General features: G+C 69.7%; 13 protein-coding genes. All 13 read left to right on the forward strand.

Features of this window, described 5'->3' with window-relative positions; translation table 11 throughout:
* Positions 1 to 54 precede the first annotated feature (54 nt).
* The 13 genes from otsA to EDF33_RS12180 all read left to right on the forward strand — a co-directional run bounded on the left by otsA (position 55) and on the right by EDF33_RS12180 (position 14624).
* Positions 55 to 1647, forward strand: a complete 1593-nt coding sequence (gene otsA / locus EDF33_RS12120; protein ID WP_123292265.1) for an alpha,alpha-trehalose-phosphate synthase (UDP-forming) — start codon at positions 55 to 57, stop codon at positions 1645 to 1647.
* Positions 1640 to 2422, forward strand: a complete 783-nt coding sequence (otsB, locus tag EDF33_RS12125) for a trehalose-phosphatase (protein ID WP_132100146.1) — start codon at positions 1640 to 1642, stop codon at positions 2420 to 2422. The genes otsA and otsB overlap by 8 nt, the downstream gene beginning before the upstream one ends.
* Before the next feature lie 92 nt (positions 2423 to 2514).
* On the forward strand, positions 2515 to 4209 hold the full coding sequence (gene ilvD, locus EDF33_RS12130; protein WP_123292267.1) for a dihydroxy-acid dehydratase: 1695 nt from the start codon (positions 2515 to 2517) through the stop codon (positions 4207 to 4209).
* 47 nt (positions 4210 to 4256) lie between these two features.
* Positions 4257 to 6080, forward strand: coding sequence for an acetolactate synthase large subunit (locus EDF33_RS12135; protein ID WP_132100147.1), 1824 nt, complete (start codon positions 4257 to 4259; stop codon positions 6078 to 6080).
* Complete coding sequence (gene ilvN, locus EDF33_RS12140; RefSeq protein ID WP_022907763.1) at positions 6077 to 6577, forward strand: acetolactate synthase small subunit; 501 nt, start codon at positions 6077 to 6079, stop codon at positions 6575 to 6577. Before EDF33_RS12135 ends, ilvN begins: the two co-directional genes overlap by 4 nt.
* A gap of 51 nt (positions 6578 to 6628) precedes the next feature.
* Entirely contained in the window at positions 6629 to 7654 is a 1026-nt protein-coding gene (gene ilvC / locus EDF33_RS12145) for a ketol-acid reductoisomerase (protein ID WP_111085939.1), read from the forward strand.
* 212 nt (positions 7655 to 7866) lie between these two features.
* Positions 7867 to 9057, forward strand: a complete 1191-nt coding sequence (locus EDF33_RS12150; RefSeq protein WP_123292269.1) for a mannitol-1-phosphate 5-dehydrogenase — start codon at positions 7867 to 7869, stop codon at positions 9055 to 9057.
* 61 nt (positions 9058 to 9118) lie between these two features.
* Positions 9119 to 9583: a hypothetical protein gene (locus tag EDF33_RS12155; protein ID WP_111085937.1), complete on the forward strand. Its 465-nt coding sequence runs from the start codon at positions 9119 to 9121 to the stop codon at positions 9581 to 9583.
* Complete coding sequence (locus EDF33_RS12160) at positions 9580 to 9960, forward strand: hypothetical protein (RefSeq protein ID WP_132100148.1); 381 nt, start codon at positions 9580 to 9582, stop codon at positions 9958 to 9960. Before EDF33_RS12155 ends, EDF33_RS12160 begins: the two co-directional genes overlap by 4 nt.
* A 78-nt stretch (positions 9961 to 10038) precedes the next feature.
* On the forward strand, positions 10039 to 11628 hold the full coding sequence (gene serA / locus EDF33_RS12165; RefSeq protein WP_123938753.1) for a phosphoglycerate dehydrogenase: 1590 nt from the start codon (positions 10039 to 10041) through the stop codon (positions 11626 to 11628).
* The gene (locus EDF33_RS12170; RefSeq protein WP_123292273.1) at positions 11628 to 12698 is read left to right on the forward strand and encodes a 3-isopropylmalate dehydrogenase; all 1071 of its coding nucleotides are present in this window, start codon (positions 11628 to 11630) and stop codon (positions 12696 to 12698) included. Before serA ends, EDF33_RS12170 begins: the two co-directional genes overlap by 1 nt.
* 15 nt (positions 12699 to 12713) lie before the next feature.
* Entirely contained in the window at positions 12714 to 13823 is a 1110-nt protein-coding gene (locus EDF33_RS12175) for a branched-chain amino acid aminotransferase (protein ID WP_123292274.1), read from the forward strand.
* Positions 13824 to 13853: 30 nt separating this feature from the next.
* A complete protein-coding gene (locus tag EDF33_RS12180; RefSeq protein ID WP_123292275.1) occupies positions 13854 to 14624 on the forward strand; it encodes a fumarylacetoacetate hydrolase family protein in 771 nt (256 codons plus the stop codon).
* Positions 14625 to 14989: the final 365 nt, after the last annotated feature.

Here is a 14989-nt window from a genome sequence, read left to right on the forward strand (position 1 = left end):
GGAACCCGCCGATCCGCCGTGAATCCGCTGTCCGGGCGCTGGTAGGTTCCCACCGTGTCTGCGCCTTCTCGTTCCTCCACCAAGTACGCCTTCGTCGTCGCCTCGAACCGCCTGCCGGTGGACCGGGTCGTCGACCAGGACGGCAACGAGGGGTGGCGGCACTCGCCCGGTGGCCTCGTCACCGCCCTCGAGCCCGTGATGCGCGCGAACGACGGGGCCTGGGTCGGCTGGGTCGGCCAGCCCGAGGTCGAGGTCGAGCCGTTCGACAACGAGGGCATCCACATCGTGCCGGTGCCGTTGTCCGACGACGACGTCGAGGAGTACTACGAGGGCTTCAGCAACGACACCCTCTGGCCGCTGTACCACGACGTCATCGAGCACCCGAGCTACCACCGCGACTGGTGGAACGCCTACAAGCGCGTCAACGAGCGCTTCGCCGCCCAGATCGCTGAGATCACCGAGCAGGACGGCATCGTCTGGGTGCAGGACTACCAGCTGCAGCTCGTGCCGGCACTGCTCCGGGCCAAGCGTCCCGACCTGACGATCGGCTTCTTCAACCACATCCCGTTCCCGCCGGTCGGCATCTACGCCCAGCTGCCCTGGCGCGCGCAGATCCTGGACGGCCTGCTCGGCGCCGACGTCATCGGCTTCCAGCGCCACGACGACGCGAGCGACTTCCTCCGCGCGGTCCGTCACATCAAGGGCTACACGACGAAGGGCCAGACGATCGACGTCCCCGTCGACGACCCGGACGCACCGCGCAGCCGCAAGGGGATCACGGTCCGCCACGTCGAGGCCCGGCACTTCCCGATCTCGATCGACGCCGAGGCCTTCGAGGACATCGCGCGCCGTCCCGAGGTGCAGGAGCGTGCCCGCGAGATCCGCGAGAGCCTCGGCAACCCGAAGACGGTGCTGCTCGGGGTCGACCGCCTCGACTACACCAAGGGCATCCGGCACCGCATCAAGGCCTTCGGCGAGCTCGTCGAGGACGGCCGCATCAAGGTCGAGGACGCCGCCCTCATCCAGGTCGCGAGCCCGAGCCGCGAGCGCGTCGACACCTACGCCACCCTCCGTGACGAGATCGAGCTGAGCGTCGGCCGCATCAACGGCGACCTCGGGGTCATCGGCCACCAGCCGATCTCGTACCTGCACCACGGCTACCCGCGCGAGGAGATGGTGGCGCTCTACCTGGCCGCCGACATCATGCTCGTCACCGCGCTGCGCGACGGCATGAACCTCGTCGCGAAGGAGTACGTCGCGGCCCGCTTCGACAGCGACGGGGTGCTCATCCTGTCCGAGTTCGCCGGTGCCGCCGACGAACTGAAGCAGGCCGTCATCGTCAACCCGCACGACATCGGCGCGCTGAAGGACAGCATCGAGCGCGCGATCGAGATGCCGCGCCGCGAGCGCTCGACACGCATGCGTGCGCTCCGGAAGCGGGTGCGCGACAACGACGTGGCGCGCTGGTCGCGCTCGTTCCTCGAGGCGCTCGACCGGCACGCGCCGCGGAACGCCCAGCTCGACCCGTCCGCCACCGACCCGGCGGACCGACACCGTGAGGCGCAGACCGACAACATGTCGATCTTCGACCAGGACGCCCAGTCCGCCAGGGCTGCCGAGGACACCCGGGAGGCACGTGATGACTGAGACCACCACCGACCAGACCGCCATCGACACGGCTCTCGAGACGCTCGCGGCTACGCCGCGACTCATCGTCGCCCTCGACTTCGACGGCACGCTCGCGCCGTTCGCCGACGAGCCGTCGCAGGTCGGCGCCCTGCCGGGCTCGTGGGCAGCGGTCCTGACCCTGCACCGCGCGAAGGACACCGAGGTCGTGCTCGTCTCCGGTCGCCCGCTCGGCAGCCTCGCGGCCGTGTCGCACGCGCCGCAGGACATGGCGCTGGTCGGGTCGCACGGCGTCGAGTGGCGCGTGGACGGCCACGACGAGGCCGCCCTGACCGACGACGAGGTCGCCCGGGTCGCACGCATCGGTGCGGCGCTCGACGAGGTCGGCGCGCGGTACCCGGGCGTCGTCATCGAGCACAAGCCGGCCGGTCACGGGGTGCACACCCGTCGCGTGAGCGCCGAGGTCGCCGCGCAGGCGAACGCCGACGCGAGCCGTGCGGCGCACGAGGCCGATGCCGACGTGCTCGAGCGTGGCGGCAAGGACATCGTCGAGTTCGCCGTCCGGCACGTCACGAAGGGTGACGCGATCGCCCGGCTGCGCGAGCTCCACGGTGCCGACGCGGTGTTCTTCGCCGGTGACGACGTCACCGACGAGGACGGCTTCCGCGTGCTCGGGGACGGCGACGTCGGCGTGAAGGTGGGCCCGGGGGAGACCCGTGCCGGGTACCGCATCGCGGACCCGGCGGCCCTGACCGGCGTCCTGAAGCAGCTCGCGCGCCTGCGTGCGACGCGCTGACAGGGTGATCCGGGCCTCCCGTCCGCCACGCGGAAGCATGCGAACGCATGAAGGTGCGCGACTGGTATCCCAATCGGTCCTAGACTCGCTCCATGCCTGATATCGACGTCAAGCCGCGCAGCCGGGTCGTCACCGACGGGATCGAAGCAACCACCTCGCGTGGCATGCTGCGGGCCGTCGGTATGGGAGACGAGGACTGGAGCAAGCCGCAGATCGGCATCGCGTCCTCGTGGAACGAGATCACGCCCTGCAACCTCTCGCTCGACCGCCTCGCACAGGGCGCCAAGGAAGGCGTCCACTCCGGCGGCGGCTACCCGCTGCAGTTCGGCACCATCTCCGTCTCGGACGGCATCTCGATGGGCCACGAGGGCATGCACTTCTCGCTCGTCTCGCGCGAGGTCATCGCCGACAGTGTCGAGACCGTCGTCAACGCCGAGCGCCTGGACGGCACCGTCCTGCTCGCCGGCTGCGACAAGTCCCTGCCGGGCATGCTCATGGCCGCCGCGCGCCTCGACCTGGCGAGCGTGTTCCTGTACGCGGGCTCGGTCATGCCGGGCTACGTGAAGCAGGCCGACGGCACGATGAAGGAAGTCACGATCATCGACTCCTTCGAGGGCGTCGGTGCCTGCAAGGCCGGCACCATGTCCGAGGAAGAGCTGAAGAAGATCGAGTGCGCCATCGTCCCGGGCGAGGGCGCCTGCGGTGGCATGTACACGGCCAACACCATGGCGAGCGTGGCCGAGGCCCTCGGCATGTCGCTGCCGGGCTCCGCCGCCCCGCCGAGCGCCGACCGCCGCCGTGACTACTACGCGCACCGCTCCGGCGAGGCCGTGGTGAACATGCTCGAGCACGGGATCACCGCCCGCCAGATCCTGACGAAGGAAGCCTTCGAGAACGCGATCGCCGTGGCGATGGCCCTCGGCGGCTCCACCAACGTCATCCTGCACCTGCTCGCCATCGCCTACGAGGCCGAGGTCGAGCTGTCGCTCGACGACTTCAACCGCATCGGTTCGAAGGTCCCGCACCTGGCCGACATGAAGCCCTTCGGCAAGTACGTCATGGTCGACGTCGACCGCAACGGCGGCATCCCGGTGATCATGAAGGCGCTGCTCGACGCCGGCCTGCTGCACGGTGACTGCCTCACCGTCACGGGCAAGACCGTCGCCGAGAACCTGGCCGAGATCGACCCGCCGGCGCTCGACGGCGAGGTCTTCCGCACGCTCGACAACCCGATCCACGAGACCGGCGGCCTGACCGTCCTGCAGGGGACCTTCGCCCCCGAGGGCGCCGTGGTGAAGACCGCGGGCTTCGACGCCGAGGTGTTCGAGGGCCCCGCGCGGGTGTTCGACCGCGAGCGTGCCGCGATGGACGCCCTCACCGAGGGCAAGATCCAGAAGGGCGACGTCGTCGTCATCCGCTACGAGGGCCCCAAGGGCGGCCCGGGCATGCGCGAGATGCTCGCCATCACCGCAGCCATCAAGGGCGCGGGCCTCGGCAAGGATGTACTACTCTTGACCGACGGACGATTCTCAGGCGGCACAACCGGCCTGTGCATCGGCCACATCGCACCCGAGGCAGTGGACGCAGGTCCAGTTGCCTTCGTGCGCGATGGCGACCGCATCCGTGTCGACATCGCGGCTCGCTCGCTCGACCTACTGGTCGACCCGACCGAGCTGGAGGCCCGCCGTGACGGCTGGGCCCCGCTGCCCCCGCGCTACACCCGCGGAGTCCTCGCGAAGTACGCCAAGCTCGTGAAGTCCGCCGCCCAGGGCGCGGTCACGGGCTAGCGTTCGACACACGCACCATCGCCACCTCTCCAGGCAAGGACCACCTCATGCCCACGGAAGCAACTCCGCTGTCCGCGGCCGCCGGTGCACGCCGGTCGCCGGAGATCCTGACCGGCTCGGGAGCCGTCCTCCGGACGCTCGAGCACCTCGGGATCACCGACGTCTTCGGCCTGCCGGGCGGTGCCATCATCCCGTTCTACGACGAGCTCATGGCGTCGAAGACGATCCGCCACATCCTCGTCCGCCACGAGCAGGGCGCCGGCCACGCCGCCGAGGGCTACGCCTCGGCGTCCGGCAAGGTCGGTGTCGCCATCGCGACATCCGGCCCCGGTGCGACGAACCTCGTCACGGCCATCGCCGACGCCTACATGGACTCGGTGCCCTTCATCGCGATCACCGGCCAGGTGTTCTCGACGCTGATGGGGACCGACGCGTTCCAGGAAGCCGACATCGTCGGCATCACGATGCCGATCACGAAGCACTCGTTCCTGGTCACGGACCCGGCCGACGTGCCGGCGACCCTGGCCGCGGCGCACCTCATCGCGACGACCGGTCGGCCCGGCCCCGTGTTGGTCGACATCACGAAGGACGCTCAGCAGAAGTCGGCGCCCTACGTCTGGCCGCCCAAGATCGACCTGCCCGGCTACCGACCGGTCACCAAGGCGCACGGCAAGCAGATCACCGCGGCCGCGCAGCTCCTGGCCGAGGCCGAGCGCCCGGTGCTCTACGTCGGCGGTGGCGTGATCCGCTCCCGGGCGACCGCCGAGCTGCTCCGCTTCGCCGAGGCGACGGGTGCGCCCGTCGTGACGACGCTGATGGCGCGCGGTGCCTTCCCGGACTCGCACCCGCAGCACCTCGGCATGCCCGGCATGCACGGCACCGTCCCGGCGGTGCTCGGTCTGCAGGACAGCGACCTCATCATCGCGCTCGGTGCCCGCTTCGACGACCGCGTGACGGGCAAGGCCGACGAGTTCGCGCCGAACGCCAAGGTCGTGCACGTCGACATCGACCCGGCCGAGATCTCGAAGATCCGCTTCGCCGACGTCCCGATCGTGGGCGACGCCCGTGAGGTCCTGGTCGACCTGCTCGACGCGTGGGGCGGCATCGCCGTCGACGACCGCGCCTTGACGGCCGACTGGTGGACGAAGCTCCGCCAGCTCAAGGTCGACTTCCCGCTCGGGTACGCCGAGCCGACCGACGGGCTGCTCGCCCCGCAGGCCATCATCAAGCGCATCGGCGAGCTCTCCGGTCCCGAGGCCGTCTACGCCTCGGGTGTCGGGCAGCACCAGATGTGGTCGGCGCAGTTCATCAAGTACGAGCGCCCGAACGCCTGGCTGAACTCCGGCGGCGCGGGCACGATGGGCTACTCCGTCCCCGCCGCGATGGGCGCGAAGGTCGCCCAGCCGGACCGCGTGGTCTGGGCGATCGACGGCGACGGCTGCTTCCAGATGACGAACCAGGAACTCGCGACCTGCGTCATCAACGACATCCCGATCAAGGTCGCGATCATCAACAACTCGTCGCTCGGCATGGTGCGGCAATGGCAGACGCTGTTCTACGACGGCCGCCACTCGTTCACCGACCTCGAGACCGGCCACGACTCGCGCCGCGTGCCCGACTTCGTGAAGCTGGCGGACGCGTACGGTGCCCTCGGCATCCGCGTCGAGAAGGCCGACGAGGTCGACGCCGCCATCCAGCTCGCACTCGAGACGAACGACCGCCCCGTGGTGATCGACTTCGTCGTGAGCCGTGACTCGATGGTCTGGCCGATGGTCCCGCAGGGAGTCAGCAACTCGTCCATCGAGTACGCCCAGGCCCTCGCACCCACCTGGGACGACGAGGACGCCGACATGACGGGGGAAACCGCATGAGCCACGTCCTGTCCCTCCTCGTCGAGGACAAGCCCGGTCTGCTGACCCGTGTCGCGGGCCTGTTCGCCCGCCGCGGGTTCAACATCGAGTCGCTCGCCGTCGGCAACACCGAGGTCGACGGCCTCAGCCGGATCACCGTCGTCGTCGACGTCGAGGACCTCCCGCTCGAGCAGGTGACGAAGCAGCTCAACAAGCTCGTCAACGTCATCAAGATCGTCGAACTGGACTTCTCGCAGTCCGTCCAGCGCGAGCACATGCTCGTGAAGGTCCGCGTCGACAACCAGACACGGTCGGCCGTGCTCGAGGCAGTGAACCTGTTCCGCGCACAGGTCGTCGACGTCGCGAACGACTCGCTCATCGTCGAGGTGACCGGAGACCCCGGCAAGATCCAGGCGATCCTCCGCGTCCTCGAGCCCTACGGCATCAAGGAGCTCGCCCGTGCGGGACTCCTCGGCATGGGTCGCGGACCGAAGAGCATCACCGACCGGGTGCGCTGACCAACGGTCCGCCACCCCCACAATCCACCAGAACCAAGGAGACACACCCTCGTGACTGACATCGTGTACGACGCCGACGCCGACCTGACGCTCATCCAGGGCAAGAAGGTCGCCGTCATCGGGTACGGCTCGCAGGGCCACGCCCACGCCCTCAACCTCCGTGACTCGGGTGTCGAGGTCAAGATCGGCCTCAAGGAGGGCTCGAAGAGCCGCCAGAAGGCCGAAGAGGCCGGCTTCGAGGTCCTCACCCCGGCCGACGTCACCGCCTGGGCCGACGTCGTCGTCATCCTCGCGCCGGACCAGGTCCAGCGCATCGTCTACGCCGACGACATCCGTCCGAACCTCAAGCCGGGCGCCACGCTCGTCTTCGGCCACGGCTTCAACATCCGCTTCGGCTACATCGAGGCGCCCGAGGGCGTCGACGTGTCGCTCGTCGCCCCGAAGGGCCCGGGTCACACCGTCCGTCGCGAGTACGAGGCCGGCCGTGGCGTCCCCGTGATCGTCGCCGTCGAGGTCGACGCGTCGGGTTCCGCCTGGGACCTCGCCTGGTCGTACTCGAAGGCCATCGGTGGTCTGCGCTCCGGCGGCATCAAGACGACCTTCACCGAGGAGACCGAGACCGACCTGTTCGGCGAGCAGGCCGTCCTGTGCGGTGGCACCTCGCAGCTCATCCAGTACGGCTTCGAGACCCTGGTCGAGGCGGGCTACCAGCCGCAGATCGCGTACTTCGAGGTCCTGCACGAGCTCAAGCTGATCGTCGACCTGATCTGGGAGGGCGGCCTCACCAAGCAGCGCTGGTCGATCTCCGACACCGCCGAGTTCGGTGACTACGTCTCCGGCCCGCGCGTGATCTCGCCCGACGTCAAGGAGAACATGAAGGCGGTGCTCGCGGACATCCAGAACGGTGCCTTCGCGAAGCGCTTCATCGACGACCAGGACGCCGGCGCACCCGAGTTCAAGGCGCTGCGCGCCAAGGGCGAGGGCCACCCGATCGAGGCGACCGGCCGCGAGCTCCGCGCGCTCTTCGCGTGGAAGCAGAACGACGGCGACTACGTGGACGGCTCGGCAGCGCGGTAGTCTTCCGAGGAACACTCGATGACGAGGCGGCGGTGCAGCCCTTGCACCGCCGCCTCGCGACGTGACCCGAACGTTATGCAGCAGCTCTTCTCCAGCCCCGACGCCGTGGACCGGCGTCCCGTCGGCGTGCGCCCGGACGATGTGCGACAGCCGTCGTCCGCGGTCCGCACGAGCGGTCAGGGGCGGACCGACCAGCATGGGATGATCATCGGATGGCGGTGACGAAACGAGCGGTCCACATCGGCGCCGGCAAGATCGGGCGTGGGTTCGTGGGCCAGTTCCTCGTGGCGAGCGGCTACGAGCTCACCTTCGTCGACGTCGACGACCGTGTGGTGTCCGCGTTGAACGAAGCCGGACGCTTCGTGGTGCACGAGGTCGGCGAGATGCCGGTCGAGCACCTCGTCTACGGCTTCCGGGCGCTCAGCAGCAAGACCGACCGCGACCGCGTGATCCAGGCGATCGCCGAGGCGGACGTCGTGACGACCGCCGTCGGTGCCCGGACGCTCCCGCTCGTCGCACCGCTCATCGCCGAGGGTCTCGCGGCACGTCCGCTCGAGCGCGGCGACGTCACGATCGTGGCGTGCGAGAACGCGTTCAACGCCACCGATTCGCTGCACGCGAGCATCCGGCGTGCGCCGGTGCTCGAGGACCGCGACATCGCCGCGGTCTTCGCGAACTGCGCCATCGACCGCATCGTCCCCGACCAGTCCGGCGTGCTCGGGCAGTCCGGCGGCCTCGACGTCGTGCTCGAGCCCTTCTACGAGTGGGTCATCGAGCGCACGCCGTTCCTCGGCTCCGACGCCGAACCCCCGACGATCGAGGGCGTCACCTGGGTCGACGACCTGCAGCCCTTCGTCGAGCGCAAGCTCTACACGGTGAACACCGCGCACGCGACGGCCGCCTACCACGGCTACGTCCGGGGCATCCGGCTCATCCGCGAAGCCCTCGAGGACGACGCCGTCCGTGCCGAGGTCGACGGCGTGCTCGCCGAGACCACCGCGCTGCTCGTCGCGAAGCACGGTTTCGACCCGGAGGACCACGCTCGGTACGTCGCGGCGAACCTGTCGCGCATCGCGAACCCGCACCTCCCCGACACCACCGTGCGCGTCGGACGCAACCCGCTCCGCAAGCTCGGCCGACGCGAGCGCTTCGTCGGTCCCGCCGCGCAGCTCGCCGAACGCGGGTTGCCGGTCGAGCACCTGCTCGGGGCCGTCCGCGTCGCGCTCGCGTTCGACGACGAGAACGACCCGGAGTCGATCGAGCTGCACGCGCTGCTCCGCTCCGGCGCGACGGCGCACGCGCTCACCGAGATCCTCACCGGCCTGATGGAGAGCCACCCGCTCTTCCCCGCCGTGCGGGACGTCGTCGCCGAGGTGCTCGCGACGCAGCCCGCCGACGCCTGAGCGCACGTCCCACCGGGAACCCGTGGTCTCCCCGTGCGCCGGTCCCTCGTAGGATCGAGGCATGAACACGGCAGCATCCCCACCCGACGGGTCGGTCGACCCGGACGTGACGAACGCCGTCGACCACGACGACGAGGCGCTCAGCTGGGGTGACGCCGACGACGCCACCCACGTCGACGCCGCGCACAACCCGGTCGCCGTCAAGGACCGTGGCGACCGCGACCCCGAGGCACCGGAGACCTCCGGCGCCCTCGTCGGGTTCGGCGTGTTCGGTGGGCTCTACCTGCTCTACACGGTCGCCTGGCTGCTGACGGCGTCGACCTCGTACGTCTCGGGTGTCGACACCGTCCTGACGGTCTTCGTCGAGGTGCTCCGGTTCCTCGCCATCCTCGCGCCGGCGCTGTGGTTCACGGTGGTGCTGTGGGCCGCCCGCGGCAGCCGCACCCGGACACGACTGCTCTGGATGCTGCTCGGCGCCGTGGTGCTGTTCCCGTGGCCGTTCCTGCTGACGCGGAGCTTCGGGTGACCGCCGCGACGCCGGTCGGCCGCCGGTCGCGCGGTCCGGTCGTCGGCCGCATCGCGGTCTGGCTCGTGTTCGCCGTGCTCTTCGCCTACATGACGGTGCAGGCGGTGGGGAACCTCACGCAGATCTCGCAGCGGGTGGACGAGTTCAACGCGTTCCTCGCGACCACCTCCGGTGGCGAGTCGCTGCAGGCGAGCACACCCTGGGTGTGGCTGGTCCTGGACATCCTGATCGCCCCGGTCGCCTTCGTGATCGCCCTGGTGATCACGCGTCGTGCGCGGCTCGCGGTCACCCTCGCCGTGTTCGTCCTCGCCTTCGCGGCGGCGGGCGCCCTCTGGCTCGACCTGCAGCTGTTCGTGCCGAGCCTGCTGCAGTTCTAGGCGCCCGCGGTCGTAACGGGCCGCGCACGTCGATAGCATGGTGGGATACCAACCGTCTCTCGTGAGGAAACAGCAGCTGTGTCGAAGCCGGTCGTCCTGATCGCCGAAGAACTCTCGCCCGCCACGGTCGACGCCCTCGGGCCCGACTTCGAGATCCGGAACGTGGACGGCACCGACCGCCCCGCGCTCCTGTCGGCCCTCGCCGACGCGGATGCCGTGCTGGTGCGTTCCGCCACCAAGGTCGATGCCGAGGCGATCGCCGCGGCCCCGAACCTCAAGGTCGTCGCCCGTGCCGGTGTCGGCCTGGACAACGTCGACATCAAGGCGGCGACCACCGCCGGTGTCATGGTGGTGAACGCGCCGACGTCGAACATCATCTCCGCCGCCGAGCTCACCGTCGGGCACATCCTGTCGCTCGCCCGCCACATCCCGGCCGCGCACGCGTCGCTGGCCGCCGGTGCGTGGAAGCGCTCGTCGTACACCGGCGTCGAGCTCTACGAGAAGACCGTCGGCATCATCGGTCTCGGCCGCATCGGCGCGCTCATCACGCAGCGCCTGCAGGCCTTCGGCGTCCAGGTGATCGCGTACGACCCCTACGTCACGACGGCTCGCGCCCAGCAGCTCGGGGTCGAGCTCGTCTCCCTCGACGACCTGCTGCGGCGTGCCGACTTCGTCACGATCCACATGCCGCGCACCCCCGAGACCCTCGGCATGATCTCGGACGACCAGTTCGCGCTCATGAAGCCGACGGCGTTCGTCGTGAACGTCGCCCGCGGCGGCCTGATCGACGAGGACGCCCTGCACCGTGCACTGACCGCGAACACCATCGCGGGTGCCGGTCTCGACGTCTTCGTGTCGGAGCCCCCGAAGGACTCCCCGCTCGTCGCGCTGCCCAACGTGGTCGTCACGCCGCACCTGGGTGCCTCGACGGACGAAGCGCAGGAGAAGGCCGGCGTCTCGGTCGCCAAGTCGGTGCGTCTCGCGCTCGGCGGCGAGCTCGTGCCGGACGCGGTCAACGTGGCCGGCGGCGTCATCGACCCGTACGTCCGCCCCGGCATCCCGCTCGTCGAGAAGCTCGGCCAGGTCTTCACGGCCCTCGCGACGTCGCCCGTCACGAGCATCGACGTCGAGGTCCACGGCGAGCTCGCCGAGTACGACGTCAGCGTGCTCAAGCTCGCGGCGCTCAAGGGCGTCTTCACCGACGTCGTCAGCGACCAGGTCTCCTACGTCAACGCCCCGCTCATCGCGGAGCAGCGCGGTGTCACCGTGCGGCTCATCACCGAGACCGACAGCCCCGAGTACCGCAACGTGCTCACGATCCGCGGCGCCCAGTCGGACGGCCCCGCGATCAGCGTCTCCGGCACGCTCACCGGCCCCAAGCAGGTCGAGAAGCTCGTCGAGATCAACGGGCACGACGTCGAGGTCCCGCTCGACCGGCACCACGTCGTCATGGAGTACGTCGACCGCCCGGGCATCGTCGCGGTCTACGGCAAGGAGTTCGGTGAGGCCGGCATCAACATCGCGGCGATGCAGATCTCGCGCGAAGCCGCCGGCGGCCAGGCGCTCAGCGTCCTCACCGTCGACTCGCCGGTGCCCGCCGAGATCCTCGAGCACGTCGGCCGGGCGATCGACGCCTCTTCGCTCCGCGAGATCGACATCACGCTCTGATGGCCGTCCGGACGCTCCAGCTCGCGGTGATCCGCGGGGACGGCATCGGACCAGAGGTGGTCGACGAGGCCCTCAAGGTCCTGCACGCCGTGACCCCGGACGACCTCGTCATCGAGGAGACCCCGTTCTCCCTCGGTGCGACGCGCTACCTCGAGACCGGTGACATCCTCACCGAGGACGACATGTCCGCCATCGCGTCGCACGACGCGATCCTGCTCGGCGCCGTCGGCGGGGACCCCCGCGACCCCCGGCTCGCCGGCGGGATCATCGAGCGTGGGCTCCTGCTGAAGCTGCGCTTCGCGTTCGACCACTACGTCAACCTGCGACCGACCAAGGTCCACGACGCCGTCGCGACGCCGCTCGCCGACCCGGGCGCGGTGGACTTCGTCGTCGTGCGCGAGGGCACCGAGGGGCCGTACGTCGGCAACGGCGGCGCCATCCGCACGGGCACGCCGCAGGAGATCGCGACCGAGGTCTCGCTGAACACCGCGTTCGGTGTCGAGCGGGTCGTCCGCTACGCCTTCGACCTGGCGAACCGTCGGGCACGGAAACACCTCACGCTCGTGCACAAGAGCAACGTCCTGGTGCACGCCGGGGCCCTGTGGCAGCGCACGGTCGCGGCCGTCGGGGCGGAGTTCCCGGACGTCACGGTGGACTACCAGCACGTCGATGCGGTCACCATCCACATGGTGCGGGATCCTGCTAGGTTCGACGTCATCGTCACCGACAACCTCTTCGGCGACATCATCACCGACCTGGCCGGCGCGATCAGCGGCGGCATCGGTCTGGCGGCCTCGGGCAACATCAACCCGGACGGCACCTTCCCCAGCATGTTCGAGCCGGTCCACGGCTCCGCGCCGGACATCGCGGGTCAGCAGAAGGCCGATCCCACGGCCGCCATCCTCTCCGTCGCCCTGCTGCTCGACCACATCGGTCGCAGCGACCTGGCGACGGCGGTGACGCGGGCCGTCGAGGCAGACCTGGCAGACCGGGGCACCACGCAGCGTCGCACGGCCGAGATCGGCGACGCCATCGCCGCCGCGGCCACGGCACGCACCACCACCGCCTGAGAAGGAGCCCTCCCCATGAGCACCGACACCGCCTTCGGACTCGAGTTCGCCACCACCCCGTCGGCGGACCGCCGCGCCGCCGCCGAGCGCGAGGAGATCCTCGCCGACCCGGGCTTCGGCAAGCACTTCACGGACCACATGGCCACCGTCGAGTGGACGCTCGACGGTGGTTGGCACGGTGCCTCGATCCACCCCTACGGCCCGCTCTCGCTCGACCCGAGCGCCAGCGTGCTGCACTACGCGCAGGAGATCTTCGAGGGGCTCAAGGCGTACCGGCACGCGGACGGGTCGGTGTGGTCCTTCCGCCCGGACGCCAACGCTCGTCGGTTCCAGCGGTCGGCCCGTCGGCTGGCGCTGCCGGAACTGCCGGTCGAGGCCTTCGTCGAGTCGATCCGGCAGCTCGTGCAGACCGACGTCGACTGGGTGCCGTCCGCGCCCGAGACGAGCCTGTACCTCCGGCCGTTCATGATCGCGACCGAGTCGTTCCTGGGGGTGCGTGCGGCGCAGGCGGTGGCGTACCACTGCATCGCGAGCCCAGCCGGGGCGTACTTCACCTCGGGCCCGAAGCCGGTCTCGATCTGGCTCTCCACCCAGTACGCCCGCGCCGGCAAGGGCGGGACCGGTGCCGCCAAGACCGGTGGCAACTACGCGTCGTCGCTGCTGCCACAGCAGGAGGCCTACGAGCACGGGTGCCAGCAGGTCATGTTCCTCGACTCGGTCGAGGGCAAGTACCTCGAAGAACTCGGCGGCATGAACGTCGTGCTCGTGAAGTCCGACGGCACGCTCGTCACGCCCGACTCCGACTCCATCCTCGAGGGCATCACGCGCGACTCGATCCTGCAGTTGGCAGAGGACCGCGGGCTCACGGTCGAGAAGCGCCGGGTGACCCTCGACGAGTGGCGTGACGGTGTGGCCGACGGCTCCATCACCGAGGCGTTCGCCTGCGGGACGGCCGCAGTGGTGACCCCGATCGCGGAGCTCCGCGGCGAGGGCTTCACGATCGGTTCGCCGACCGAGGGCGCCGGGGAACTCACGATGTCCCTGCGCGACGAGCTCACCGACATCCAGTACGGCCGTCGTCCCGACCCGCACGGGTGGATGACGAAGCTGACCGACGCGTCCTGATCGACGTCCGAGCGTGGGTAGGGTCGAACGGTGAAGATCGCACGGTTCAGCAGCAAGGGTGAAGACCCCCGGTACGGCATCCTCGACGAGCGGCACCTGGTGGTGCTCGCCGGAGACCCGATGTACCAGGGGTTCGAGACCACGGGGGAGCGCGTCGCACTCGCCGACGCCAAGCTCCTCGCCCCCGTCATCCCGCGGTCGAAGGTGGTCGGGGTGGGGCTCAACTACCTCGAGCACGCCTCGGAGATGGACGAGCGCGCTGGCGACGACCCGGTGGTGTTCCTCAAGCCGAACACCTCGGTGATCGGACCCGACGAACCCATCCGTCTGCCGGCGGACATCGGCCGCGTCGATCACGAGGGCGAACTCGCCATCGTGATCGGATCGCTCGCCAAGAACGTGCGGCGTGAGGACTTCGCGAGCGTCGTGCTCGGGTACACGATCGCCAACGACGTGACCGCCCGCGACCTGCAGGCCCGCGACGGCCAGTGGACCCGTTCGAAGGGGTTCGACACCTTCTGCCCGCTCGGTCCGGTGATCGAGACCGAGATCGATCCGTCGGACATCCGAATCGAGACCCGCGTGGACGGCGACCTGCGCCAGGCGGGTTCGACGAACGAGATGGTCCACGACATCCCCTCGCTGGTCGAGTTCGTGTCGTCGATCTGGACCCTGCTGCCCGGTGACGTCATCCTGACCGGTACCCCCGCCGGGGTCGGCCAGATCCGCGACGGCGAGGTCGTCGAGGTCACGATCTCGGGCATCGGCACGCTCAAGAACCCGGTGATCGCGCGCCACTGACCCGGCTCGTCACCACGACGGCCCGTTCCCCCTCGGGGGAGCGGGCCGTTCCGCGTTCGGGGCCGTCCCGGGCGACACGCCCGGGATGCAGCCTGGCTTGGCGCAGCCGTTCGTCCCTGCGTAGAGTAATCACTCGTTGCCACGGCGGCGGAGAACGGAACGGCTGAGACGGTCACTGGGTTTACCCGGGGATCTTGTCCGCCACGGTTCTTCCCCGGGCAGCGGATTCACCAGCCTCTCTGGCGGAGCATCTTCGGGTGTCGAGCGGGGGAGTGCGTCTGGTCCTTGAGAACTCAACAGCGTGCACATTGTCAATGCCAATTTATTGATTGACCTCGTGCCTGGGCAGCTTCGGTTGTTCAGGT

Origin of the sequence: Curtobacterium sp. PhB146 (genome assembly GCF_004342995.1) — a bacterium.
Lineage (GTDB): Bacteria > Actinomycetota > Actinomycetes > Actinomycetales > Microbacteriaceae > Curtobacterium.